Origin of the sequence: Enterobacter cloacae complex sp. 2022EL-00981 (genome assembly GCF_028737495.1) — a bacterium.
In the GTDB taxonomy this organism is placed as follows: domain Bacteria; phylum Pseudomonadota; class Gammaproteobacteria; order Enterobacterales; family Enterobacteriaceae; genus Enterobacter; species Enterobacter cloacae.
On the sequence record NZ_JAQZRK010000005.1, the window covers coordinates 212,164 to 236,330 of the forward strand.

The following is a 24,167-nucleotide window of genomic DNA, read 5'->3' on the forward strand; positions in this document are numbered from 1 at the left end:
TTTTAACCACCGATTACTCTTTTGGATCTTTACCCGCCAGCAGCTTGTCCAGCTCGTCGCCGCCCACGTGACGGAAGTCCTGACCTTTCACGAAGTAGAAAATGTATTCGCAAATGTTCTGGCAGCGGTCGCCGATACGCTCGATAGAGCGCGCGCAGAACAGGGCGGTCAGTACGCTTGGGATCGTACGTGAATCTTCCATCATGTAGGTCATCAGCTGGCGCACGATGCCTTCATACTCCTGGTCGACTTTCTTGTCTTCACGGTAGATACGTACCGCTTCATCCAGATCCATACGCGCAAAGGCATCCAGCACGTCGTGCAGCATCTGCACCGTGTGGCGGCCCAGCGACTCCAGGCTTACCAGCAGCGGCTGATGCTGCTGGGAGAATTTCTCCAGCGCGGTGCGGCAGATTTTATCCGCAACGTCACCGATACGTTCCAGCTCGGCGATGGTTTTGATGATGGCCATCACCAGACGCAGGTCGCTCGCCGTCGGCTGACGCTTGGCGATGATGCGCACACACGCTTCGTCAATCGCCACTTCCATCATGTTGACGTTTTTATCGCCTTCGATAACGCGCTTCGCCAGTTCGCTGTCCTGGTTATGCATCGCCGTGATCGCATCAGAAAGCTGCTGCTCGACCATGCCACCCATGGTCATGACCTGAGTGCGAATACTTTCCAGCTCTGCGTTGAACTGGCCGGAAATGTGTTTATTAAGATTGAGATTGTCCATAGCGCGCTCCTGAATCAACCGTAACGACCGGTGATATAGTCTTCTGTTTGCTTTTTAGCGGGCTTGGTGAACAGATCGTCCGTGTTACTGAACTCAATCAACTCGCCCAGGTACATAAATGCCGTGTGGTCGGAGCAACGCGCAGCCTGCTGCATGTTGTGGGTCACGATAACCACGGTGTAATCCTGCTTCAGCTCGGTGATCAGCTCTTCGATACGACCGGTGGAGATCGGGTCCAGCGCTGAACACGGCTCATCCAGCAGCAACACTTCCGGGCGGATCGCGATTCCACGCGCAATGCACAGACGCTGCTGCTGCCCGCCGGAGAGAGAGTAACCGCTCTGGTGCAACTTATCTTTGGTTTCGTTCCATAATGCGGCCTTGGTCAAGGCCCACTGCACGCGCTCGTCCATATCGGCACGGGAGAGCTTTTCAAACAGGCGTACGCCAAACGCGATGTTGTCGTAAATCGACATCGGGAACGGCGTCGGTTTCTGGAAAACCATGCCCACTTTGGCGCGCAGGAGGGCGATATCCTGAGCCTGGGTCAGAATGTTTTCACCGTCCAGGATGATTTCGCCTTCGGCACGCTGCTCTGGATAGAGCGAGTACATTTTGTTAAAGGTGCGCAGCAGCGTGGATTTACCACAGCCGGACGGACCGATGAATGCCGTTACCTGGTTCTTCGCGATATCCAGGTTGATATTCTTCAGGGCATGGAATTTGCCGTAGTAGAAGTTCAAATCACGAACCTGAATCTTACCCGGGGCAGTATCAACCATACTCATTGACTCATTTCCTCATTCGGCGCCGCGAGTTGCCGCGCCGTAAAAATTTAACCGTGTTTCTTCTTCGCGAAAATGACGCGCGCCAGAATGTTCAGCAACAATACGCAAAGGGTGATGATCAGCACCCCGGCCCAGGCCAGCTGCTGCCATTCCGCGAATGGGCTCATCGCAAATTTAAAGATCGTCACCGGCAGGTTGGCGATCGGCTGCATCATGTCCGTGCTCCAGAACTGGTTGGAGAGGGCGGTAAACAGCAGCGGTGCCGTTTCACCCGCGATACGGGCAATGGCCAGCAGAATACCGGTCATGATCCCGGAGACAGAGGCTTTAAGCGTAATCGCGGAGATCATTTTCCACTTTGGTGTACCCAGCGCATACGCCGCTTCACGCAGACTGTCCGGCACCAGTTTGAGCATGTTCTCGGTGGTACGAATGACGATAGGCACCTGCAGCAGCGCCAGCGCAATCACACCCGCCCAGCCGGAGAAGTGTTCCATTTGTGCCACAACAATGGTGTAAACAAACAGACCCACCACAATAGACGGCGCAGAGAGCAGAATGTCGTTAATGAAACGAATCACTTCTGCGAGCCAGGATTTACGGCCATATTCCGCCAGATAGATACCCGCCATGATGCCAAGCGGCGTACCGAATACCGTCGCCCACAGGATCAGCAATCCGCTGCCTGCCAGGGCGTTCGCCAGTCCACCACCCGCCGTGTTCGGCGGCGGCGTCATTTCGGTAAACAGCGCCAGAGACATGCCGTCGATACCGCGAACCACGGTTGAGAAGAGGATCCAGATCAGCCAGAACAGACCGAATGCCATCGTCGCCATCGAGAGCGTCAGCGCGATACGGTTTTTGAAACGACGCTTCGCCTGCATTTTGCGGCGGGATTCCGCAAGCTGAGCAGTGCTTTGCATTTCGAGAGTTGCCATTAGCGTGCCCCCTCATTTTTCGCGAGACGCAGGATCATCAGCTTGGAGATCGCCAGTACGATGAAGGTAATCACGAACAGGATCAGACCCAGCTCCATCAGCGCCGCCACGTGCAGCCCGGATTCCGCTTCGGCGAATTCGTTCGCCAGTGCGGAGGTAATACTGTTACCCGGCATATAGAGCGAGGCACTGTCGAGCTGGTAGGTGTTACCGATGATAAAGGTCACCGCCATGGTCTCACCCAACGCACGCCCTAAGCCCAGCATCACGCCCCCGATAACCCCATTTTTGGTGAACGGAAGAACGATACGCCAGATCACTTCCCAGGTGGTGCAGCCAATGCCGTAAGCCGACTCTTTCATCATCACCGGGGTTTGTTCGAACACATCGCGCATAACTGCCGCAATGTACGGAATAATCATGATGGCGAGGATCACACCAGCCGCCAGAATACCGATACCGAATGCCGGGCCGGAGAACAGCGCCCCCACAAACGGAATAGCGGAAAGAACATTACCCACCGGCTCCTGGAAATACGTGGCAAACAGTGGCGCAAAGATAAACAGACCCCACATGCCGTACACGATACTTGGAATGGCCGCCAGCAGTTCAATGGCGATACCCAGCGGGCGTCGCAGCCAGCCCGGTGCCAGTTCCGTCAGGAACAGGGCGATACCAAAGCTTACCGGAACTGCAATCAGCAGGGCGATGAACGAGGTGACCAGCGTGCCGTAAATCGGCACCAGCGCACCGTAGATATCATTCGGCGCGTCCCACTCTTTGGTCCACAGGAAGGAGAAACCGAATTTCTGAATGCTCGGCCAGGAGGAGAAAATCAGAGACACGATAATGCCGCCCAGCAGCAATAGCACAATCAGCGCAGCCAGTTTCACCAGCGCGCTGAAAATCATGTCACCTTTTTTACCCGGAGGGTTAAATGCAGGCTTGGTTGCAGCCATAAATTACTCTTCTGTTTGAGACGTTTTTACGAATATGCCCGGTGGCGCTGACGCTTACCGGGCCTACAGCGTTAACCGTAGGGCGGGTAAGCGTAGCGCCACCCGCCATCTTCGTTAAATATATCCTGTTAGTACAGCGCTTTACCGCTGCTGTCTTTCACGTTGGTTTTCCATGCAGCACGAATCTGCTCAACCACGCTGTCTGGCAGGCTGGCATAATCCAGGTCATTAGCCTGTTTGCCGCCGTTTTTGTATGCCCAGTCGAAGAACTTCAGCACTTCTGCGCCCTGCTCAGGTTTCTTCTGCTCTTTGTGAACCAGAATGAAGGTGGTAGAGGTGATTGGCCACGCGTCTTCACCTTTCTGGTTAGTCAGGTCCTGAGCGAAGGATTTGCTCCAGTCAGCGCCTTTTGCAGCGTTGGCAAAGTTCTCTTCAGTCGGGCTGACAGGTTTGCCATCAGCAGAAACCAGTTTGGTGTAGGACAGGTTGTTCTGCTTGGCGTACGCATATTCTACGTAACCGATAGAACCCGGCAGACGCTGTACGAACGCGGCGATACCGTCGTTCCCTTTACCGCCCAGACCGGTTGGCCAGTTAACGGTAGAGCCGGAACCGACTTTAGATTTCCACTCTTCGTTCACCTTCGCCAGGTAGCTGGTGAAGACGAAAGAGGTACCAGAACCATCCGCGCGGCGAACCACGGCGATGTTCTGAGAAGGCAGCTTCAGGCCAGGGTTGAGCTTAGCGATGGCTTCGTCATCCCATTTTTTGATTTTGCCCAGGTAGATATCACCCAGGGTTTTACCGTCCAGCACCAGCTCACCCGACTTCACGCCCGGCAGGTTGATCGCCAGAACCACACCACCGATTACGGTCGGGAACTGGAACAGGCCTTCCTGAGCCAGTTTGTCATCAGACAGCGGAGCGTCGGATGCGCCGAAATCAACGGTGTTTGCGGTAATTTGTTTCACGCCACCGGAGGAGCCGATACCCTGATAGTTAACCTTGTTACCGGTTTCTTTCTGGTAGGTATCCGCCCATTTGGCATACACCGGCGCAGGGAAGGTTGCACCAGCGCCAGTCAGGCTTGCTTCTGCGAATACAGAGAAAGCGCTCAGAGATAAGGTCGCGGCGACAACAGTTGCGACAGTGGTACGCATAACTTTCATAATGTCTCCTGCAAGGATTTCGTAAATCATTGTTTAAGTGGCTACGATGAGCAAAATAGGACAAACAGGTGACAGATAAATGTACGAATTATGACAGTTTTATGACAATGGAAATTTAGCTTAAAAAGCAGCGAAAGATTCCTGATTTATCATCATGTTAGCCACAATCATGACAACAACTTTTCAGAAATATTTTCTTTATGTGACACTGAAAAAAGTAGCTGAAGATGACAGATTGTCATAAATAAAAACGCGAATGCGTTGATTAAAAACAAACCAGTAAGGGTAAAAAAAAGCTCCACCCGAAGGTGGAGCCTGGAGGGATTATTCTACGGTGACCGATTTCGCCAGGTTACGCGGCTGGTCAACGTCGGTGCCTTTGATCAGCGCAACGTGGTAAGCCAGTAACTGCAGCGGCACGGTGTAGAAGATAGGGGCAATAACCTCTTCTACGTGCGGCATCTCGATGATGTGCATGTTGTCGCTGCTGGCAAAACCGGCGTCCTTATCAGCGAAGACGTACAGTACACCACCGCGGGCGCGAACTTCTTCAATGTTGGACTTCAGTTTTTCCAGCAGTTCGTTGTTAGGTGCCACAACGATAACCGGCATATCCGCGTCAATCAGCGCCAGCGGGCCGTGTTTTAGCTCGCCTGCCGCGTAGGCTTCAGCGTGGATGTAGGAGATCTCTTTCAGCTTCAGCGCGCCTTCCAGCGCAATGGGGTACTGGTCGCCACGGCCGAGGAACAGGGCGTGGTGCTTGTCAGAGAAATCTTCAGCCAGGGCTTCAATGCGCTTATCCTGAGACAACATCTGCTCAATACGGCTTGGCAGCGCCTGCAGACCATGAACGATGTCATGCTCAACAGAAGCATCCAGCCCTTTCAGACGCGCCAGTTTCGCCACAAGCATCAGCAGAACCGTCAGCTGCGTGGTAAACGCTTTGGTGGAGGCCACGCCGATTTCAGTGCCCGCTTTGGTCATCAGAGCCAGATCGGATTCACGCACCAGCGATGAGCCCGGCACGTTACAGATAGCCAGCGATCCCAGGTAACCCAGCTCTTTAGAGAGACGCAGCGCCGCCAGGGTATCTGCCGTTTCGCCAGACTGAGAAAGGGTGATCATCAGGCTGTTACGGCGCACGGCGGATTTGCGATAGCGGAATTCAGAGGCGATTTCCACATCGCACGGCACGCCAGCCAGCGACTCAAACCAGTAGCGAGAGACCATCCCGGAGTTGTAGGAGGTACCGCAGGCCACAATCTGAATGTGCTCAACCTTGCTGAGCAGCTCGTTTGCGTTGGCACCCAGTTCGCTCAGGTCCACTTCGCCGTGGCTGATACGACCGGTCAGGGTGTTTTTGATGGCGTTTGGCTGCTCGTAAATCTCTTTCTGCATGTAGTGACGGTAAGCGCCTTTGTCGCCCGCGTCGTACTGCAGATTGGATTCAATTTCAGGGCGTTTCACCTGCTCGCCTTTGGTATCGAATACCGTCACGCTGCGGCGAGTCACTTCTGCGATATCCCCCTCTTCCAGGAAGATAAAGCGGCGGGTGACCGGCAGGAGCGCCAGTTGGTCAGAAGCGATAAAGTTTTCGCCCATGCCCATACCGATAACCATTGGACTACCGGAACGCGCCGCCAGCAGGGTGGACGGATCGCGGGAGTCCATGATCACTGTACCGTACGCACCGCGCAGCTGTGGGATCGCGCGCAGCACAGCGTCACGTAGCGTGCCGCCCTGTGCCAGCTCCCAGTGCACCAGGTGCGCAATCACTTCGGTATCGGTTTCAGAAACGAAGGTATAGCCGCGCGCTTTCAGTTCTTCGCGCAGCGGTTCGTGGTTTTCGATAATGCCGTTATGCACGACCACGATGTGTTCAGACACATGCGGGTGCGCGTTGCCTTCAGACGGTTCGCCGTGTGTCGCCCAGCGGGTATGCGCAATACCGGTGCCACCGTGCAGCGGGTGTTCTTCCGCGGCCTGGGCCAGCATCTGCACTTTACCGAGGCGACGCAGACGGGTCATATGACCTTCTGCATCCACCACTGCCAGACCGGCAGAGTCGTAGCCACGGTATTCCAGACGACGTAAACCTTCGAGAAGGATTTCAGCAATATCACGCTGCGCAACTGCGCCAACAATTCCACACATAGTTAGATTTCCTGATTATGGCGTTATGCCATGCGTTGTCGCTGACCTGTATTTGCCCTTTCCGGGCGCCCCGAGCCTTGTAGAGAGTGGGGTTATTGTTATGGGTACTGCTTATGGGGTGAGGATTATATTATCCCCTCACCCCGGCCCTCTCCCCAAAGGGGCGAGGGAGAAAAACACCGCACCGAACGATCCCCTCTCCCTTTAGGGAGAGGGTTAGGGTGAGGAGTAAATCCGTTACTTCTTCTTCACAGGGCGTTTCCAGCCCTGCTTGTGCACCTGCGGCACACGGCTTAATACCAGTTCGTTATCGGCGATATCGCGCGTAACGGTTGTCCCGGCGGCAATCGTTACGCCGTTACCCACGGTAACAGGCGCCACCAACTGAGTGTCGGAACCAACAAACACATCATCACCGATGATGGTTTTAAACTTATTCGCGCCGTCATAGTTGCAGGTAATCGTTCCTGCGCCAATATTCACGTTGTCGCCAATTTCCGCATCGCCCAGATAGGTCAAATGACCCGCTTTAGAGCCTTTACCCAGACGCGCTTTTTTCATCTCAACGAAGTTTCCAACATGTGAGCCTTCCAGCAGCTCAGCCCCCGGGCGCAGACGCGCGAACGGCCCAATGGTGCACGCCGCGTCAAGACGGGCATCTTCCACCACGCTGTATGGGCTAATTTCGCAATCATCACCGATGATGCTGTTTTTGATCACACAGCCCGCACCAATTTTGACGCGGTTACCCAGCGTGACGTTACCTTCCAGGATAACGTTAGTATCAATTTCAACGTCGCGCCCGTGCGCTAACGTTCCACGCAGATCGAAACGCGCCGGATCGCGCAGCATCACGCCGGCCAGCAGCAGTTTTTCGGCCTGTTCGGACTGATAAACACGCTCCAGACGGGAAAGCTGAAGGCGGTTATTCACCCCTTCGGTTTCGCTGATACGCGCCGGGTGAACCGCCGCAATCTCACGCCCTTCCTGGTACGCCATCGCAATGATGTCGGTGATGTAGTATTCACCCTGCGCGTTGTTGTTGTTGAGCTTAGACAGCCAGCGCTTCATGTCCGCGCCGTTAGCCATCAGGATACCGGTGTTGATCTCCTGAATCTGGCGCTGTGCTTCGCTGGCGTCTTTATGTTCAACGATACCCGTGACGTTGCCGTTTTCACGGGTGATGCGGCCGTAGCCGGTCGGATCGTCCAGCACGACGGTTAATAAACCGATACCGCCCTGCGGTTTGGCTTCACGCAGGCGAGTCAGTGTGTCGATGGAGATCAGCGGAACATCGCCGTAGAGCATCAGAATGTCTTCGTCATCGGCAAAGAACGGTGCTGCCTGCTGCATTGCGTGGCCGGTTCCCAGCTGTTCAGCCTGAAGCACCCAGTTGAGCTTGTCATCGCTCAGCGTCTTTTTAAGCAGATCGCCGCCGTGGCCATAGACCAGGTGAACCTGGCGAGCGCCCAATTCATTTGCTGCATCAATAACATGCTGCACCATTGGCTTTCCTGCCAGTGTATGAAGCACTTTAGGCAGATCGGAATACATGCGGGTACCTTTGCCTGCGGCAAGGATCACCACGCTCATCGCACTGTTTGACATACGCATCCTGACGGTAGTTTGAGTGAGAAGTAAAAACGTTTGGTGCTTAAAATTCTACATCTTTTTCGTCATGAATTAAGGACGAAAAAAAAGCCAGCCTGGTATCCAGACTGGCTTTTGTGCTTTTCAAGCCGGTGTTACATCGCTTTTTTGGTCAACTCGATAACGCGCAGTTTGGCGATCGCTTTGGCCAGCTCCGCAGACGCCTGAGCGTAATCCACGTCACCATGAGAGCTGCTAATGTGCTCTTCAGCCTTACGCTTCGATTCCAGGGCTCGCGCTTCGTCGAGATCCTGGCCACGAATAGCGGTATCGGCCAGAACGGTCACACTGCCAGGCTGCACTTCAAGAATGCCGCCGGACAGATAGATAAACTCTTCGTGACCGAACTGTTTAACGATGCGGATCATACCAGGCTTAATGGCGGTGAGCAGCGGTGCGTGACCCGGGAAGATACCCAGTTCACCTTCACTACCCGTTACCTGGATTTTCTCGACCAGACCAGAGAACATTTGTTGCTCTGCGCTGACGACGTCCAGGTGGTAAGTCATTGCCATATCACCCTCCGATTAAGGCGTTAAAGTTTTTTGGCTTTTTCCACAGCTTCTTCGATGGAACCAACCATGTAGAACGCCTGCTCTGGCAGGTGATCGTATTCGCCTTCCATGATGCCTTTAAAGCCACGGATGGTGTCTTTCAGGGAAACGTATTTACCTGGAGAACCGGTGAATACTTCCGCAACGAAGAACGGCTGGGACAGGAAGCGCTGGATCTTACGCGCACGTGCTACCACCAGTTTGTCTTCTTCAGACAGTTCATCCATACCCAGGATGGCGATGATGTCTTTCAGTTCCTGGTAACGCTGCAGCAGGGACTGTACGCCACGCGCGGTGTCGTAGTGTTCCTGACCAACAACCAGTGGATCCAGCTGACGGCTGGTGGAGTCCAGCGGGTCAACGGCCGGGTAGATACCCAGAGACGCGATCTGACGGCTCAGTACCACGGTTGCATCTAAGTGGGCAAAGGTGGTTGCTGGTGATGGGTCAGTCAAGTCATCCGCAGGTACGTATACCGCCTGAACGGAGGTGATAGAACCGGTTTTGGTAGAGGTGATACGTTCCTGAAGAACACCCATCTCTTCCGCCAGCGTAGGCTGATAACCTACCGCTGAAGGCATACGACCCAGCAGTGCAGATACTTCCGTACCGGCCAAGGTGTAACGGTAGATGTTATCAACGAATAGCAGAACGTCACGGCCTTCGTCACGGAACTTCTCAGCCATCGTCAGACCAGTCAGCGCAACGCGCAGACGGTTTCCTGGTGGCTCGTTCATCTGGCCGTAAACCAGGGATACTTTGTCCAGAACGTTGGAGTCGGTCATTTCGTGGTAGAAGTCGTTACCCTCACGAGTACGTTCACCTACGCCCGCAAATACGGAATAACCGGAGTGCTCGATCGCGATGTTACGGATCAGCTCCATCATGTTTACGGTTTTACCTACACCCGCACCACCGAACAGACCAACTTTACCGCCCTTCGCAAACGGACACATCAGGTCGATAACTTTGATACCGGTTTCCAGCAGTTCCTGAGAGCTGGACAGCTCTTCGTAGGAAGGTGCCGCGCGGTGGATAGCCCAACGCTCTTCTTCACCGATGTCGCCTTTCATGTCGATTGGCTGACCCAATACGTTCATGATACGACCCAGTGTTGCTTTACCTACCGGGACTTCGATCGGGTGCTCAAGGTCTTTAACTTCCAGACCACGACGCAGACCGTCGGAAGAACCCATCGCGATGGTACGCACGATACCGCCGCCGAGCTGCTGCTGAACTTCCAGCACCAGGCTCTCGTTACCATTCTGTACCTCAAGCGCGTCGTACACGCGTGGTACGGCGTCCTGAGGGAACTCGACGTCCACCACGGCGCCGATTACCTGGACAATCTTTCCAGTAGCCATCTTGAATCCTCTACGTAATTCGTAAACCTGGTTAAACCGCGGCGGCCCCCGAGACGATCTCGGTGAGTTCCTGAGTAATGCTGGCCTGACGAGCTTTGTTGTAAACCAACTGCAGCTCTTTAATCAGGCTGCCGCCATTATCGGTCGCGGCTTTCATCGCCACCATTCGTGCGGCCTGCTCGCTGGCCAGGTTTTCTACAACGCCCTGATAAACCTGAGATTCAACGTAACGACGCAGCAGGGTATCCAGCAGCGGTTTCGGATCGGGTTCATACAGGTAATCCCAGGCTTTCTGTTTCAGCTCGTCATCTTCTGAAGCCGGTAAAGGCAGCATCTGAGTGAGCGTTGGCACCTGAGACATGGTGTTAATAAATTTGTTGCTGACAACGTACAGTCTGTCCAGACGGCCTTCATCATAGGCCTGCAACATCACTTTAACCGGGCCGATCAGTTCGGACAGGGACGGGTTATCACCCATACCGGTCACCTGAGCGACAATGTTGCCACCAACGGAGTTAAAGAAAGAGACGCCTTTAGAGCCGATCAATGCGAGGTCGCACTGAACGCCTTTATCGGACCAGCCTTTCATATCCGCCAGCAGTTTTTTGAACAGGTTAATGTTCAAGCCGCCACACAGACCACGGTCGGTCGACACCACCAGGTAGCCCACGCGCTTAACATCGCGTTCTTCCAGGTAAGGGTGCTTATATTCCAGATTACCGTTTGCAAGGTGACCAATCACTTTGCGCATGGTTTCTGCATAAGGACGGCTGGCCGCCATGCGATCCTGCGATTTACGCATTTTGGAAGCGGCGACCATCTCCATCGCTTTAGTGATCTTTTGCGTGTTCTGGACGCTTGCGATCTTACTACGTATCTCTTTTGCGCCGGCCATGAGCTTCTCCTCAATGCCAGGCGGCTTGTCCTGAGACAAGCCGCCGGACGATTACCAGGATTGGGTTGCTTTGAAGGAATCGAGGATAGCTTTCAGCTTGCCTTCGATTTCGTCGTTATAGCCACCGGTCTGGTTGATCTCTTGCATCAGCGGAGCGTGATCACGGTCGACGTAAGCCAGCAGAGCGGCTTCGAAGCTACCGATTTTCGCCAGTTCCACATCTTCGAGGTAACCGCGTTCAGCCGCGAACAGTACCAGGCCCTGCTGAGCAACAGACATTGGTGCGTACTGTTTCTGCTTCAGCAGCTCGGTCACTTTCTGACCATGGCTCAGCTGTTTACGGGTTGCTTCGTCCAGATCGGATGCGAACTGAGAGAACGCAGCCAGTTCACGATACTGTGCCAACGCGGTACGGATACCACCGGACAGTTTCTTGATGATCTTGGTCTGAGCAGCACCACCTACACGGGATACGGAGATACCCGGGTTAACCGCCGGACGAATACCGGAGTTAAACAGGTTGGTTTCCAGGAAGATCTGACCATCGGTAATGGAGATTACGTTGGTCGGAACGAACGCAGAAACGTCACCCGCCTGGGTTTCAATGATCGGCAGCGCGGTCAGAGAGCCCGTTTTACCCTTCACTTCACCTTTGGTGAAGTTCTCGACGTATTCCGCGTTAACGCGGGAAGCACGCTCCAGCAGACGAGAGTGGAGGTAGAATACGTCGCCAGGGAACGCTTCACGTCCTGGTGGACGACGGAGCAGCAGGGAAACCTGACGATAAGCAACAGCCTGTTTAGACAGGTCATCGTATACGATCAGTGCATCTTCACCGCGGTCACGGAAGTATTCACCCATTGCACAACCAGCGTATGGCGCCAGGTATTGCAGTGCAGCAGATTCAGAAGCGGTAGCCACAACAACGATGGTGTTAGACAGCGCGCCGTGCTCTTCCAGTTTACGAACCACGTTAGAAATGGTGGACGCTTTCTGGCCGATAGCCACGTACACACATTTGATGCCGGAGTCACGCTGGTTGATGATGGCATCGATAGCCATCGCGGTTTTACCGGTCTGACGGTCACCGATGATCAGTTCACGCTGACCACGACCGATTGGGATCATGGCATCAACGGACTTATAACCCGTCTGAACAGGCTGATCTACGGACTGACGGTCGATAACGCCCGGTGCGATAACTTCGATTGGAGAGAAGCCATCGTGCTCAACCGGACCTTTACCGTCGATTGGTGCACCCAGGGTGTTAACAACACGACCCAGCAGGCCACGGCCAACCGGAACTTCCAGAATACGGCCAGTACACTTAACCTTCATGCCTTCGGCGAGGTCAGCGTATGGACCCATCACAACTGCACCTACGGAGTCGCGCTCCAAGTTCAGTGCGATAGCGTAACGGTTACCCGGCAGGGAAATCATCTCACCCTGCATACAATCGGCCAGGCCGTGGATGCGGATAACACCGTCACTTACAGAAACAATAGTACCTTCGTTATGAGCTTCGCTCACAACATTGAACTGAGCAATGCGCTGCTTGATCAGTTCGCTGATTTCGGTGGAATTCAGTTGCATGCTCCAGTCCCCTTAAGACTGCAAGACGTCTGCAAGGCGCTCAAGACGGCCGCGTACGCTGCCATCAATGACCATATCACCCGAGCGGATGATTACGCCTGCCATTACAGACTTATCGATTTTGCAATTCAGCTTAACTTTGCGTGACAGACGTTTTTCCATCGCGGCGGTAATTTTCGCAAGCTGTTCATGACTCAGTTCAGTCGCAGAAGTTACTTCAACTTCAGCAGTAGCTTCACTAAGGGCACGTAAGTGCTCAAACTGCTCGAGAACATCCGGGAGCACACGGAGACGACCATTTTCTGCCATTACCTTAATCAGGTTCTGGCCGTTGGCATCCAGTTGCTCTCCGCACACGGCGATGAACGACGCGGCGAGGGTTTCAGGTGCTAATGCACCAGAAAGCAACTCGGCCATTTGTTCGTTTTTCGTCACCTCAGCGGCAAACGCCAGCATATTCTGCCAGCGATCGACATTTTGGTGTTCGACAGCAAAGTCAAAAGCTGCTTTGGCGTAGGGGCGAGCTACCGTAACAAATTCAGACATCAGCCCCTCCCTCCTTACAGTTCAGCGACAAGTTTGTCCACGATGTCGCTGTTAGCAGCTTCATCCACGGAACGTTCGATGATCTTCTCGGCGCCAGCAACAGCCAGAATCGCAACCTGCTTACGCAGTTCTTCACGAGCACGTTTACGCTCAGCTTCAATTTCAGCCTGAGCCTGTGTCACGATCTTAGTACGTTCCTGTTCTGCTTCAGCTTTGGCTTCGTCCAGGATCTGAGAACGGCGTTTGTTAGCCTGTTCGATGATTACCTGAGCTTCCGCTTTCGCTTTTTTCAGCTGGTCTGTCGCGTTGGCCTGTGCAAGGTCCAAATCTTTCTTTGCACGTTCTGCAGAAGCCAGACCGTCAGCAATTTCTTTCTGACGTTTTTCGATGGCAGCCATTAAAGGCGGCCATACATACTTCATGCAGAACCAGACAAAGATAATAAACGCGATGGCCTGGCCGAGGATTGTTGCGTTCATGTTCACAGCACAATACCTCTTAAATTTCTGTGGCTTGGGGTTTTAAAACAACTACTACGCGACAGCAAACATCACGTACAGACCCAGACCTACAGCGATCATTGGGATAGCATCCACCAGACCCATAACGATAAAGAACTGAGTACGCAGCAGAGGAATCAGATCAGGTTGACGCGCAGCGCCTTCCAGGAATTTGCCCCCGAGGATGCCGATACCGATCGCAGCACCGATAGCCGCCAGACCCATCATCACAGCGGCAGCCATGTACAGCAGATCCATATTCAGGTTTTCCATGACAGTCTCCAGTTTGTTTCAATTAAAACGTAGTAGTGTTGGTAAAAAATCAGTGCTCTTCAGACGCCATCGACAGATAGACGATCGTCAGAACCATGAAGATAAAGGCTTGCAGCGTAATGATCAGGATGTGGAAAATGGCCCACGGCACATTCAGAACCCACTGTGACCACCACGGCAGAAGACCCGCGATCAGAATGAAAATCAGCTCACCCGCATACATGTTGCCGAACAGTCGCAGACCCAGTGAAACAGGTTTGGACAGCAGGCTAACGCCTTCCAGGATCAGGTTGACCGGAATAAACGCCCAGTGGTTGAACGGCTGCAAGGTAAGCTCTTTCACAAAGCCGCTTACGCCTTTCATTTTGATGCTGTAGAAAAGAATCAGGATAAACACGCCCAGCGCCATCGACAGGGTGATGTTCACGTCAGCAGACGGAACCACGCGCAGAGCAGGCAGACCGAAGACATGCTCGCCAATCCACGGCAGGAAATCGATAGGCAGAAGGTCCATCAGGTTCATCAGGAAGACCCACACGAACACGGTCAGTGCCAGTGGCGCAATCAGCTTGCTCTTACCATGGTACATGTCTTTCACGCTGCCATGGACGAAGCCGATGATCATCTCAACGAACGTCTGGAATTTCCCTGGAACACCGCTGGTCGCCTTTTTAGCAACACCGCGGAACATGGCCAGGAACAGAAGACCCAAAACCACCGAGAAGAACATGGAGTCGATGTTGATCGTCCAGAAGGTGGCCGGGGGGTTATGCGGATCCACCAGCGAGAATGTACGCAGGTCCAGCTGAAGGTTATTCAGATGGTGACCTATGTAATCCTGCGGCGTCATATTTTCTGAAGCCATGATGCCTTTTACCCTTTGTTATTGATTACAGCTGGAGCCAGAACTTGTACCACCAGCACCAAAACCCACGTAGCTATCAGCGGCATGAATACCACTTTCAAAACCGCCAGCGCCATCACCAGTAGAGCAAAGGTCAGCAACACCTTACACACTTCGCCGAGGGCGAAGGACCAGGCCACGCGGCCTTTGGCAGGTGTATGCGCCTGATGACGCCAGGCAAAAATCATAAACAACACGTTTGGCAGCACAACCGCCAAACCCCCGCACACGGCGGAGATGCCCCAGAAGGGGTCTTTGAGGCTAAACAGCAGTCCACTTGCTATCACAGCCAGAAACTGAATGAACAGAAGCTTACGAGCAACGTTTCTCCTCAAGAGCGACACAGACATCACGTTTTTACTCCTGCTCCCTTCGAGGTATGCCGCGTGTCGTATAAAACGTCCTTTAAGGCTCAGAGTCAAGCATCAAAAAGCGGTCAAATTATACGGTGCGCACCCGTGATTTCAAACATTAAGTAGCGAAAAGGTGAATAAATGTTTAAATATTTTTCCCCGCCGCTATTTTTCAACTTTTGATGAAAGCCCCGACCTTCGAGCAAAACTGCAAACAGCGCGAAAACGTTGACTACAAAGCGTGCACGAGATCACAAAATACACATTTGCGATAAGGTTGTATTTATCAAACTCGTAAATCGCTTAATTTCATCTTTCTGAAATTAAAGATAAAATGTCGCAACTATTTTCAAAACAGCCCCGTATACAATAAAAACCTTTTATTGACATTCTTAATAAATATTTAACATTGCATTCTGGTTGCTGCTTTCCACTTTTAGCAGGCTGATATTTTCGTGGTTGATTATCTTCAGGGTGAACAATGGTGAGGAAGTTAACCATTAGAAAACCCTTAGTAAAAACACGGTTAAATTCTCTCCGGCAAAATCCGTTGTGTTGTGCTGTTTTTTAACACTGACAGAACAGCACAAATTCCACATTTTTTATTAATTTTTTAAAAATTGTTTGGCTTAATTATCACCAGATGACGTTCGCCTTCGAGCTGAGGAATCTGTAATTTCTCAATGGACTCGACGGCAAAACCGTCCGGAAGCTGTTCAATTTCATCGCCGGGCAACTGCCCTTTCAGCGCATAAAAACGGCCATTCTCTGCCGGTAAGTGCTTACACCAGCTCACCATGTCATTAAGCGAAGCAAACGCACGGCTGATAACCCCGTCGAACGGTGGCTCTGCCGGGAACTCCTCTACCCTGCTCTGCACAGGCGTGATGTTCTCAAGCTTCAGCTCATGCTGTACCTGGCGCAAAAAACGCACGCGCTTGCCAAGGCTATCCAGCAGCGTGAAATGGCTTTCCGGGCGGACAATTGACAGGGGAATACCCGGCAGGCCAGGACCCGTGCCCACATCGATAAAGCGCTCACCGTTCAGGTACGGCGCAACCACAATGCTATCGAGAATATGGCGAATCAGCATCTCGTTGGGGTCGCGTACGGAGGTGAGGTTGTACGCTTTATTCCATTTGTTCAGCATATCGACATAGGCCACCAGCTGATTTTTCTGGTGATCGGTGAGCGAAATACCTGCCTGATCCAGCAGACGAGAGAGTTTATTGAGCACGGTGAATACCTGTTGAGAGACTTAAGTGGCGGGTGGCGCTTCGCTAACCCGCCCTACGGAGTTCTGTAGGCCCGGTAAGCGCAGCGCCACCGGGCGAATTACACATATTACGCGCTGCGGCGCAGCATGCCCTGCTTTTTCAGCCACACCAGCAGAATCGAAATCGCTGCTGGGGTAACGCCCGAGATGCGGGAGGCCTGGCCGATCGACACCGGTTTGTGATCGTTCAGCTTGGCGATCACCTCGTTGGACAGCCCCGTCACCTGACGATAGTCCAGCATTTCCGGCAGCAGCGTGTTTTCGTTACGCTGCTGCTTTTCGATCTCATCCTGCTGACGCGCGATGTAACCTTCGTATTTCACCTGGATCTCAACCTGCTCTGCCGCTTCAGCGTCTTCAAGACCCGGGGCAAAGGCGGTGAGTTTCACCAGATTCTCATAGGTCACTTCCGGGCGACGCAGCAGATCTTCACCGCTGGCTTCGCGCGAGAGCGGCGCAGTTAAGTGAGCGTTCACTTCCGCAGCGGTTTCAGCCTGCGGATTAACCCAGGTCGTTTTCAGGCGCTGACGTTCCTGCTCAATGCGCTCCAGTTTCTCGTTGAAGCGCGCCCAGCGTTCGTCATCCACCAGACCCAGCTCACGACCCATTTCGGTCAGACGCAGGTCGGCGTTATCTTCGCGCAGCATCAGGCGATATTCCGCGCGAGAGGTAAACATACGGTACGGTTCTTTGGTGCCCAGCGTGCAGAGATCGTCGACCAGCACGCCCAGATAAGCCTGAGAACGCGCCGGAGCCCAGCCCTCTTTCTCGGCAGAGAAACGGGCGGCGTTCAGACCGGCCAGCAGGCCCTGTGCAGCAGCTTCTTCGTAACCGGTGGTGCCGTTAATCTGACCTGCGAAGAACAGACCGTGGATGAATTTGCTCTCCAGAGTTGGCTTCAGGTCACGCGGATCGAAGAAATCGTACTCAATAGCGTAGCCAGGGCGAACGATTTTCGCATTCTCCATCCCCTGCATTGAGCGAACAATTTGCATCTGCACATCGAACGGCAGGCTGGTGGAGATGCCGTTCGGATAGATTTCGTTCGAGGTCAGCCCTTCAGGCTCCAGGAAGATCTGGTGCTGGTTACGATCGGCAAAGCGCATGACTTTGTCTTCGATCGACGGGCAATAGCGTGGGCCGATCCCTTCGATCACGCCGGCGTACATCGGGCTGCGATCGAGGTTATTGCGGATCACGTCATGGGTTTTTTCGTTGGTATGCGTGATATAGCACGGTACCTGCTGCGGATGCTGCGCTGCATTGCCCATGAACGAGAAGACCGGCATTGGGTTATCGCCGTGCTGTTGTGCCAGCACGCTGAAATCAATGGTGCGCGCATCAATACGCGGTGGAGTACCGGTTTTCAGACGGCTGACACGCAGCGGCAGTTCACGCAGACGGCGTGACAATGGGATAGATGGCGGATCGCCAGCACGTCCACCGCTGTAATTATCCAGACCGATATGGATCTTACCGTCCAGGAATGTCCCGACGGTCAGAACAACCGCTTTGGCGCGGAATTTGAGCCCCATCTGGGTAACCGCGCCAACGACACGATCGTTCTCCACGATAAGATCTTCCACTGCCTGCTGGAAGATCATCAGGTTCGGCTGGTTCTCCAGGGCGGTACGCACCGCCTGACGATAAAGCACGCGGTCTGCCTGAGCGCGGGTCGCACGGACAGCGGGGCCTTTACTGGCGTTTAGTATCCTAAACTGAATGCCTGCGTGATCGATCGCTTTCGCCATCAGGCCGCCAAGTGCATCCACTTCTTTTACCAGGTGTCCTTTCCCAATGCCGCCAATCGCCGGATTACAGGACATTTGTCCCAGCGTGTCGATATTGTGTGTCAAAAGCAGGGTCTGCTGACCCATTCGCGCTGCGGCCATTGCGGCCTCAGTGCCTGCGTGACCCCCGCCAATGATGATGACGTCAAAAGGATCCTGATAAAACATGGTGGTCTGCCTCGCGTAAAGCGGTATGAAAATGGATTGAAGCCCGGGCCGTGGATTCTACTCAACTTTAGTCTTTCGAGAAAGCATTGGGATCCTGGGCTATTAAAAAGAAGATCTTTTTATTTAGAGATCTGTTCTATTGTGATCTCTTATTAGGATCGAGGACCTTTGTGGATAAGTCCGATCTCATAAAGAAGATCATGGGGTTAGAAAGGATCGTTTGCTGTGAATGATCGGTGATCCTGGCCCGTATAAGCTGGGATCAGAACGCGACTTTATGCACAGGGCAAAAACGACTTCAACGTTGTTCTTTGGATAACTACTGCTTAATACGAGCTTTTAACCAGAGTTATCCACATCTGTTCGCGCGATCTTTAATCGTTTTTGAGTAAATTTTTCCATTCACCCAGCCAGATCTCAGCCGGATCCTCCGGAATATCATGATCGAGGATGTTGATCTTCAGCGTTTCACCCACCTGTTTTGCTCCGCAGGCGGTGACAGCGGCTTCGACTTTCTCTATAGCACCGCAGAAGGTGTCATATTCACGGCTGCCAATACCCACTGCGCCAAAACGCACGTTTGACAGGTCTGGCTGCTGTTCCTGCAGTTCGTCATATAAAGGTTGCAGGTTATCCGGAAGATCGCCTGCGCCATGCGTGGAGGTGATCACCAGCCAGACCCCATCAGTCGGGAGATCTTCAAGCAAAGGCCCGTGCAGCGTTTGTGTGGAAAATCCCGCATCCTCCAGCTTCTCAGCCAGATGTTCCGCTACATATTCCGCGCCGCCAAGGGTGCTGCCACTGATAAGGGTAATGTCCGCCATTGATCGCTCGCTCAGATAAAGAGGGGGCCATTGTACGCTGTGAACGGGCTGGGATCTACCTGTGGGAAATGTGGGTATGGATTTGCCCGATCAGGGGCGAATGGTACGCATGATCGGGTTTTGCAGGGAGATCAACGTCTCGGTGGACTGAATTTCATCGATTGTTTGGATCTTGTTGATAAGTACCTGCTGCAGGGCGTCGATGGAGCGGCACATCACCTTGATAAAGATGCTGTAGTGGCCGGTGGTGTAGTACGCCTCTGTGACTTCATCGAGCGCGTTCAGCTTCGCCAGCGCGGATGGATAATCTTTTGCGCTTTTAAGAATAATGCCAATAAAGCAGCAGACGTCATAGCCCAGCTGTTTTGGGCTGACATCGATACGAGCCCCGGTAATGATCCCCGCCTGTTTCATCTTCTCTACACGAACGTGAATCGTCCCCGGGCTGACGCCAAACTGCTTCGCCAGTTCGGCATAGGCGGTACGGGCATTGGCCATTAATGCCTCCAGGATGCCGCGGTCCAGATTATCGATCTGATAATTTTCCATAGCTTTTTCTTATGAAGATTAATGAATCACTCTATTCTAGCGTTAAATTTTAACGAATCAAAAGTGAAGGTGGCTTTTTGTTGTTTGATTATTGAATTGAATGCCTTTTCTGTTGCTTAATCAATACCAACAGGACGCAGGAGTATAAATAATGAAAACCGCTTATATCGCAAAACAACGCCAGATCAGTTTCGTTAAATCCCATTTTTCCCGCCAGCTGGAAGAGAAGCTGGGTCTGATTGAAGTTCAGGCACCGATTCTCAGCCGCGTGGGTGATGGGACGCAGGATAACTTGTCCGGATGCGAAAAAGCGGTGCAGGTGAAAGTGAAAACACTGCCAGACGCCCAGTTCGAAGTGGTTCATTCCCTCGCGAAGTGGAAGCGTCAAACCCTGGGACAGCACGACTTCAGCGCGGGCGAAGGACTCTACACGCACATGAAAGCTCTCCGCCCCGATGAAGACCGCTTGTCTGCCATTCACTCTGTTTACGTTGACCAGTGGGACTGGGAGCGCGTAATGGGTGATGGCGAGCGCCATGTCGGCACGCTGAAATCCACCGTTGAGGCGATCTACGCCGGGATCAAAGCGACCGAAGCGGCCGTAAGCAAAGAGTTTGGTCTGGCACCGTTCCTGCCGGAATCGATCCACTTTGTTCACAGCCAGGAGTTGCTGAGTCGTTTCCCGGATCTGGATGCTAAAGGTCGTGAACGTGCGATCGCTAAAGAACTGGGTGCCGTCTTCCTGATGGGGATCGGCGGTAAGCTGTCGGATGGTAAACGTCATGATGTTCGTGCACCGGATTATGATGACTGGAGCACCATGAGCGAGGGCGAATTTGCTGGTCTGAACGGCGATATTCTGGTCTGGAACCCGGTGCTGGAAGATGCGTTTGAACTCTCCTCAATGGGGATCCGCGTGGATGCTGCTGCGCTGAAACGCCAGCTGGCGGTGACCGGTGATGAAGATCGTCTCACGCTGGAATGGCACCAGGCGCTGCTGCGCGGTGAGATGCCGCAGACCATTGGCGGCGGCATCGGCCAGTCCCGTCTGACCATGCTGCTGCTGCAACTGTCGCATATTGGTCAGGTGCAGTGTGGTGTCTGGCCGCAGCAGGTACGCGAAAGCGTCAGCTCGCTTCTGTAATTAACGCTGCCAGCGCCTGAGCAGGCGGCTACGCAACCCGGTATCAAAGCGCCAGATATGATCGAAGATGCGCATGATGCCGGGTTTTCCATGGGCGGACATCGCCACTGCGTGGAAACGGTGCTGATGCACCCGCTGTAACTCCTTCACTTTGTTCACCACGTCATCCGGCAGCCGCTGGGCAATAAAATCGGAAATTACCACCGCGTCAGCGTCGTACCAGTCGCCGCCCTGCATACGTTCCACAATGCTGCGAAAACAGCTGGCCAGATCGGTACCGCCGCGAAAACGCTGGCTTAAAAAGCGGATCGCCTGCTCAATACCCTGCTGATGGGTCAGCTCATAGCTGACCACTTCGCTGGAAAAGAGCATGATAAAGCAGCGACGCCGGTCAGCGAGCGCCACGCGCATCAGCGCCAGGCAGAACGCTTTGGCACACTGTTCGTTGAAACCGCCCATCGATCCAGATGTATCCACACAAACAATAAATGGGCCGCGCGGTTGCTCATCAAAATCCTGATGGACCACCGGACGTTGGCTGATTTTTTCGCGCCAGGCTTCGCCATGCAGGCGATAGGTCAGAAGCTGTTTTTCCACCAGCCGACGATAAAACTCATATTCCAGCTCGGTCATCCCGAGCGTGCTCAGCTCCGTAGGCAGCAGGCGTAAAATGTCATCGCTTTGCTGGAGCCCATCCACCTGTTCCGGCACGGTGGCCGGTTCCCGCACCAGGGTGCGGAAGGTTTCCATCGGGGCATCCTTCTTTGGGACCGATTTAGCCTCTCTTGAGCGACCCAGCTGTTCCGCAAGCTTCATCAGCTCGGGCTGCTGCGCCAGGAAATCACCATACCGGACAATCAGCTGATAATCCCCACGCCTGATTTGGCCTGCACTCATATCCCAGAGACGTCCGGCGGCGTTTTCATTCTCTACCAGTACCTGCTCCAGCTGACCGCTTAAGGTCATGCGTTCCTGAACTTCGCTGAGCAATTGTTCACGCTCTTCATCCAGCAGTTGCTGGTTCAGCGTCGTGGCCTGAACCACAAGGCTGAGACGCCAGCGCTGTAAAAAGAGTGTGTGTAAGGCGGGGGTGAAGGTGGCGTTATCGGTGACTAGCGCCCGGGCCTGGCTGGCAAATGGGGAGTGTACTTTATCGAGTAACGTCAGGGTTTGCGGGATCTGAACAATAAACTGCGACGTGGAAAGCCGCTGGCACTGCTGATAGCAGGCCACCTCTTCGGTTAACTCCTGTGGCACTTCGGTCTCTTTAAACCGCTGTCGCAGGTTATCCCGCCAGCGCGGGAGATCGTCCGTCATCGCTTTTTTTAGCTTCGGAAATTTTTCAAAAAAAGCCGCCAGCTGAGGAGACGCCAGAAGAGTAATGATCACCTCTTCGATCAACCCATCTTCGCTGACGGCCAGCATGACGTTAAGCGTATCCAGCGTTAGCATTGACGAGCCTGTTTGATCTGCGCGCTCACATCCTGCAGGCTGGCTTCAATGCGACCTAACCAGTCGCTGTGAATAAAGAGGCACTTTTGCTGTTCGCTGAAGCGCGTATGCTGCTGATGCCATTCGGTATCCAGCGCCTCCAGCTGCTGCGTGATCTCTTCCGGAATGCTGTCAGAGGCGCTTCCCGGGAGGGCAAGGCGTGACCCCTGCAGGCTTACGTCGCGGATCACCAGGTGCTGACTGCTGTCCACTTCCATATTCAGCGGCTGTGCAAAGCCTATACCGTTAAGCTTACCGCGGATCTCTCCGCCCTTATCAAGCCACTGGGCCAGCGCGTCACGCTCAAGCGTAATGTGCACCACCTGCATGTCATGGAGTTTAAGCGGCTGCTGGAGAAGCAGCGTCAGCGTTGGGCTGGTCAGCTCAGCGGGCAGTTCGTAGTGCGGTTTACGGGCGAACATGCCGCCAAGACGGTTCACCTTCAGCGCGGTTTTATCACTTTGCTGCTGCTGTAGCTGAATGCGCCGTTGGGCAATCGCCCCAAGCTGGTTGAGCATTGATTGCTGGCCCCAGGCGTGTCCGGTCATCAATATTTCAAGCTGCTGCTGCATCAGATTCATCCCTTCGGCATCGTGCCAGAGGCAGTCTTTCAGCAGGATCAGATCGATAGGGGCAACCGCGTCGCGCCCGCTGAACAGGGCGCTGGCCTGCAGCAGACGAATTGCTTTTTTCCAGCGACGGTCGGAAACATAAGGTGCAGAAGGAAGGAGATCGAGCTGCTGACGGAGCTGGTAGATCAACTCAAAGACCGCGTCCGGCAGTGTGATCTTGCCGATATCCACCTGCCACTGCTGATACTCCTCGTCCGTGACCTGCAGTGAAGCGGCTACCGGGTTTTCATTTTCATCCTGCTGGCTGGTCAGCATGGAGCGGAAGTTCGATTTATCCTGCACTTTGTCCAGCCACAGGCGGATCAGCATGCGGTCATACAGCGCTTCAAGGCTGCTGTCGGCTTCGGGAAGTTCGTTCGAGGCGGCCACCAGCAGGCGCATCGGGATTTTTTCTTCGTTGGCGCCGTTACGGAACCGGCGTTCGTTAATCGCCGTGAGCAGGGTATTCAGAATGGCCGGTCCCGCTTTCCAGATCTCATCGAGAAATACAATCTCTGCTTCCGGCAGATACCCCTCGGTAAGGCGTTGATAACGCCCCTCATCTTTCAGCGCCTGGATGGACAGCGGGCCGAAAACCTCTTCAGGGGTGGAAAAGCGGGTCATCAGGTATTCGAAGGCGCGTGCATTCTGAAAGGCAAATTTCAGCCTACGGGCAATCAGGCTTTTGGCAATGCCCGGCGGGCCAAGCAGAAATACGCTTTCACCGCTCAACGCCGCCAGTAAACAGAGGCGGATGGCGTGACTGCGTTCGAAAAGACCTTTCTCCAGTGCGCTGCTGAGACGGGAAATTCTTTCTGCTAATAAATGTGAGTGAGCCATAATAGTTTTTGCATCCTTTCGCCGTCGTGGCGGCTAATTGAAGCGAGTATAGACGTTTCAGTCAGGGCTGGTAATAGGCTGAAGTGCGGCGCAAT

At 53.6% G+C, this 24,167-nt stretch carries 23 protein-coding genes; 1 reads left to right on the forward strand and 22 read right to left on the reverse strand.

Annotation, left to right across the window (positions count from 1 at the left end):
* Window positions 1–13 precede the first annotated feature (13 nt).
* From phoU to asnC, 20 genes are all read right to left on the reverse strand, one after another.
* Entirely contained in the window at window positions 14–739 is a 726-nt protein-coding gene (gene phoU / locus PUZ33_RS07430) for a phosphate signaling complex protein PhoU (RefSeq protein WP_008500182.1), read from the reverse strand.
* 14 nt (window positions 740–753) lie between these two features.
* A complete protein-coding gene (gene pstB / locus PUZ33_RS07435; RefSeq protein ID WP_008500183.1) occupies window positions 754–1,527 on the reverse strand; it encodes a phosphate ABC transporter ATP-binding protein PstB in 774 nt (257 codons plus the stop codon).
* A 47-nt stretch (window positions 1,528–1,574) separates the two neighbouring features.
* Complete coding sequence (gene pstA / locus PUZ33_RS07440; protein WP_020690249.1) at window positions 1,575–2,465, reverse strand: phosphate ABC transporter permease PstA; 891 nt, start codon at window positions 2,463–2,465, stop codon at window positions 1,575–1,577.
* A complete protein-coding gene (gene pstC / locus PUZ33_RS07445) occupies window positions 2,465–3,424 on the reverse strand; it encodes a phosphate ABC transporter permease PstC (RefSeq protein ID WP_013099411.1) in 960 nt (319 codons plus the stop codon). The genes pstA and pstC overlap by 1 nt, the downstream gene beginning before the upstream one ends.
* 128 nt (window positions 3,425–3,552) lie before the next feature.
* Window positions 3,553–4,593, reverse strand: a complete 1,041-nt coding sequence (gene pstS, locus PUZ33_RS07450) for a phosphate ABC transporter substrate-binding protein PstS (protein WP_013099410.1) — start codon at window positions 4,591–4,593, stop codon at window positions 3,553–3,555.
* 324 nt (window positions 4,594–4,917) lie between these two features.
* The gene (gene glmS, locus PUZ33_RS07455) at window positions 4,918–6,747 is read right to left on the reverse strand and encodes a glutamine--fructose-6-phosphate transaminase (isomerizing) (RefSeq protein WP_020690250.1); all 1,830 of its coding nucleotides are present in this window, start codon (window positions 6,745–6,747) and stop codon (window positions 4,918–4,920) included.
* A 237-nt stretch (window positions 6,748–6,984) separates the two neighbouring features.
* A complete protein-coding gene (gene glmU / locus PUZ33_RS07460) occupies window positions 6,985–8,355 on the reverse strand; it encodes a bifunctional UDP-N-acetylglucosamine diphosphorylase/glucosamine-1-phosphate N-acetyltransferase GlmU (protein WP_038420852.1) in 1,371 nt (456 codons plus the stop codon).
* A gap of 137 nt (window positions 8,356–8,492) precedes the next feature.
* Window positions 8,493–8,912: a F0F1 ATP synthase subunit epsilon gene (locus tag PUZ33_RS07465; RefSeq protein ID WP_006177560.1), complete on the reverse strand. Its 420-nt coding sequence runs from the start codon at window positions 8,910–8,912 to the stop codon at window positions 8,493–8,495.
* 20 nt (window positions 8,913–8,932) lie between these two features.
* Window positions 8,933–10,315, reverse strand: a complete 1,383-nt coding sequence (gene atpD / locus PUZ33_RS07470; RefSeq protein ID WP_003862362.1) for a F0F1 ATP synthase subunit beta — start codon at window positions 10,313–10,315, stop codon at window positions 8,933–8,935.
* Window positions 10,316–10,346: 31 nt separating this feature from the next.
* The gene (gene atpG / locus PUZ33_RS07475) at window positions 10,347–11,210 is read right to left on the reverse strand and encodes a F0F1 ATP synthase subunit gamma (protein ID WP_003862364.1); all 864 of its coding nucleotides are present in this window, start codon (window positions 11,208–11,210) and stop codon (window positions 10,347–10,349) included.
* 51 nt (window positions 11,211–11,261) lie between these two features.
* The gene (gene atpA / locus PUZ33_RS07480) at window positions 11,262–12,803 is read right to left on the reverse strand and encodes a F0F1 ATP synthase subunit alpha (RefSeq protein WP_003862367.1); all 1,542 of its coding nucleotides are present in this window, start codon (window positions 12,801–12,803) and stop codon (window positions 11,262–11,264) included.
* A gap of 12 nt (window positions 12,804–12,815) precedes the next feature.
* Window positions 12,816–13,349, reverse strand: coding sequence for a F0F1 ATP synthase subunit delta (gene atpH / locus PUZ33_RS07485; RefSeq protein ID WP_013099407.1), 534 nt, complete (start codon window positions 13,347–13,349; stop codon window positions 12,816–12,818).
* A 14-nt stretch (window positions 13,350–13,363) separates the two neighbouring features.
* Window positions 13,364–13,834 (reverse strand): F0F1 ATP synthase subunit B, encoded by a 471-nt coding sequence (gene atpF, locus PUZ33_RS07490; protein WP_013099406.1) that lies wholly within the window; start codon window positions 13,832–13,834, stop codon window positions 13,364–13,366.
* Window positions 13,835–13,882: 48 nt separating this feature from the next.
* Window positions 13,883–14,122, reverse strand: coding sequence for a F0F1 ATP synthase subunit C (gene atpE, locus PUZ33_RS07495; protein ID WP_000429386.1), 240 nt, complete (start codon window positions 14,120–14,122; stop codon window positions 13,883–13,885).
* Between the two features lie 49 nt (window positions 14,123–14,171).
* Window positions 14,172–14,987: a F0F1 ATP synthase subunit A gene (gene atpB, locus PUZ33_RS07500; protein ID WP_013099405.1), complete on the reverse strand. Its 816-nt coding sequence runs from the start codon at window positions 14,985–14,987 to the stop codon at window positions 14,172–14,174.
* 8 nt (window positions 14,988–14,995) lie between these two features.
* A complete protein-coding gene (gene atpI / locus PUZ33_RS07505; protein ID WP_058681556.1) occupies window positions 14,996–15,376 on the reverse strand; it encodes a F0F1 ATP synthase subunit I in 381 nt (126 codons plus the stop codon).
* 616 nt (window positions 15,377–15,992) lie between these two features.
* Window positions 15,993–16,616, reverse strand: coding sequence for a 16S rRNA (guanine(527)-N(7))-methyltransferase RsmG (gene rsmG, locus PUZ33_RS07510; RefSeq protein WP_013099403.1), 624 nt, complete (start codon window positions 16,614–16,616; stop codon window positions 15,993–15,995).
* 107 nt (window positions 16,617–16,723) lie between these two features.
* Window positions 16,724–18,613 carry a tRNA uridine-5-carboxymethylaminomethyl(34) synthesis enzyme MnmG gene (gene mnmG, locus PUZ33_RS07515; RefSeq protein ID WP_008500196.1) on the reverse strand — a complete coding sequence of 630 codons (1,890 nt, stop codon included), beginning with the start codon at window positions 18,611–18,613 and terminating at the stop codon, window positions 16,724–16,726.
* A gap of 374 nt (window positions 18,614–18,987) precedes the next feature.
* Window positions 18,988–19,437: an FMN-binding protein MioC gene (gene mioC, locus PUZ33_RS07520; RefSeq protein ID WP_013099402.1), complete on the reverse strand. Its 450-nt coding sequence runs from the start codon at window positions 19,435–19,437 to the stop codon at window positions 18,988–18,990.
* 90 nt (window positions 19,438–19,527) lie between these two features.
* Window positions 19,528–19,986, reverse strand: a complete 459-nt coding sequence (gene asnC, locus PUZ33_RS07525) for a transcriptional regulator AsnC (RefSeq protein WP_008500198.1) — start codon at window positions 19,984–19,986, stop codon at window positions 19,528–19,530.
* A gap of 151 nt (window positions 19,987–20,137) precedes the next feature.
* On the opposite strand from asnC, the gene asnA reads away from it, so the two are divergent.
* Window positions 20,138–21,130: an aspartate--ammonia ligase gene (gene asnA, locus PUZ33_RS07530; RefSeq protein WP_023622139.1), complete on the forward strand. Its 993-nt coding sequence runs from the start codon at window positions 20,138–20,140 to the stop codon at window positions 21,128–21,130.
* On the opposite strand, the gene viaA is transcribed toward asnA, so the two are convergent.
* Window positions 21,131–22,582, reverse strand: coding sequence for an ATPase RavA stimulator ViaA (gene viaA / locus PUZ33_RS07535; protein ID WP_013099400.1), 1,452 nt, complete (start codon window positions 22,580–22,582; stop codon window positions 21,131–21,133). It lies immediately after the preceding gene.
* Entirely contained in the window at window positions 22,576–24,072 is a 1,497-nt protein-coding gene (gene ravA, locus PUZ33_RS07540) for an ATPase RavA (protein WP_058681555.1), read from the reverse strand. The genes viaA and ravA overlap by 7 nt, the downstream gene beginning before the upstream one ends.
* Window positions 24,073–24,167 lie beyond the last annotated feature (95 nt).

Excerpts from the sequence above, each read along its gene's own strand:
- pstA (WP_020690249.1), bottom strand. The coding sequence starts at position 2,465 with ATGGCAACTCTCGAAATGCAAAGCACTGCTCAGCTTGCGGAATCCCGC.
- atpD (WP_003862362.1), bottom strand. The coding sequence starts at position 10,315 with ATGGCTACTGGAAAGATTGTCCAGGTAATCGGCGCCGTGGTGGACGTC.
- glmU (WP_038420852.1), bottom strand. The coding sequence starts at position 8,355 with ATGTCAAACAGTGCGATGAGCGTGGTGATCCTTGCCGCAGGCAAAGGT.
- atpA (WP_003862367.1), bottom strand. The coding sequence starts at position 12,803 with ATGCAACTGAATTCCACCGAAATCAGCGAACTGATCAAGCAGCGCATT.
- PUZ33_RS07465 (WP_006177560.1), bottom strand. The coding sequence starts at position 8,912 with ATGGCAATGACTTACCACCTGGACGTCGTCAGCGCAGAGCAACAAATG.
- atpE (WP_000429386.1), bottom strand. The coding sequence starts at position 14,122 with ATGGAAAACCTGAATATGGATCTGCTGTACATGGCTGCCGCTGTGATG.
- pstB (WP_008500183.1), bottom strand. The coding sequence starts at position 1,527 with ATGAGTATGGTTGATACTGCCCCGGGTAAGATTCAGGTTCGTGATTTG.
- pstC (WP_013099411.1), bottom strand. The coding sequence starts at position 3,424 with ATGGCTGCAACCAAGCCTGCATTTAACCCTCCGGGTAAAAAAGGTGAC.
- phoU (WP_008500182.1), bottom strand. The coding sequence starts at position 739 with ATGGACAATCTCAATCTTAATAAACACATTTCCGGCCAGTTCAACGCA.
- glmS (WP_020690250.1), bottom strand. The coding sequence starts at position 6,747 with ATGTGTGGAATTGTTGGCGCAGTTGCGCAGCGTGATATTGCTGAAATC.
- pstS (WP_013099410.1), bottom strand. The coding sequence starts at position 4,593 with ATGAAAGTTATGCGTACCACTGTCGCAACTGTTGTCGCCGCGACCTTA.
- atpB (WP_013099405.1), bottom strand. The coding sequence starts at position 14,987 with ATGGCTTCAGAAAATATGACGCCGCAGGATTACATAGGTCACCATCTG.
- asnC (WP_008500198.1), bottom strand. The coding sequence starts at position 19,986 with ATGGAAAATTATCAGATCGATAATCTGGACCGCGGCATCCTGGAGGCA.
- asnA (WP_023622139.1), top strand. The coding sequence starts at position 20,138 with ATGAAAACCGCTTATATCGCAAAACAACGCCAGATCAGTTTCGTTAAA.
- atpH (WP_013099407.1), bottom strand. The coding sequence starts at position 13,349 with ATGTCTGAATTTGTTACGGTAGCTCGCCCCTACGCCAAAGCAGCTTTT.
- viaA (WP_013099400.1), bottom strand. The coding sequence starts at position 22,582 with ATGCTAACGCTGGATACGCTTAACGTCATGCTGGCCGTCAGCGAAGAT.
- ravA (WP_058681555.1), bottom strand. The coding sequence starts at position 24,072 with ATGGCTCACTCACATTTATTAGCAGAAAGAATTTCCCGTCTCAGCAGC.
- mioC (WP_013099402.1), bottom strand. The coding sequence starts at position 19,437 with ATGGCGGACATTACCCTTATCAGTGGCAGCACCCTTGGCGGCGCGGAA.
- atpG (WP_003862364.1), bottom strand. The coding sequence starts at position 11,210 with ATGGCCGGCGCAAAAGAGATACGTAGTAAGATCGCAAGCGTCCAGAAC.
- atpI (WP_058681556.1), bottom strand. The coding sequence starts at position 15,376 with ATGTCTGTGTCGCTCTTGAGGAGAAACGTTGCTCGTAAGCTTCTGTTC.
- mnmG (WP_008500196.1), bottom strand. The coding sequence starts at position 18,613 with ATGTTTTATCAGGATCCTTTTGACGTCATCATCATTGGCGGGGGTCAC.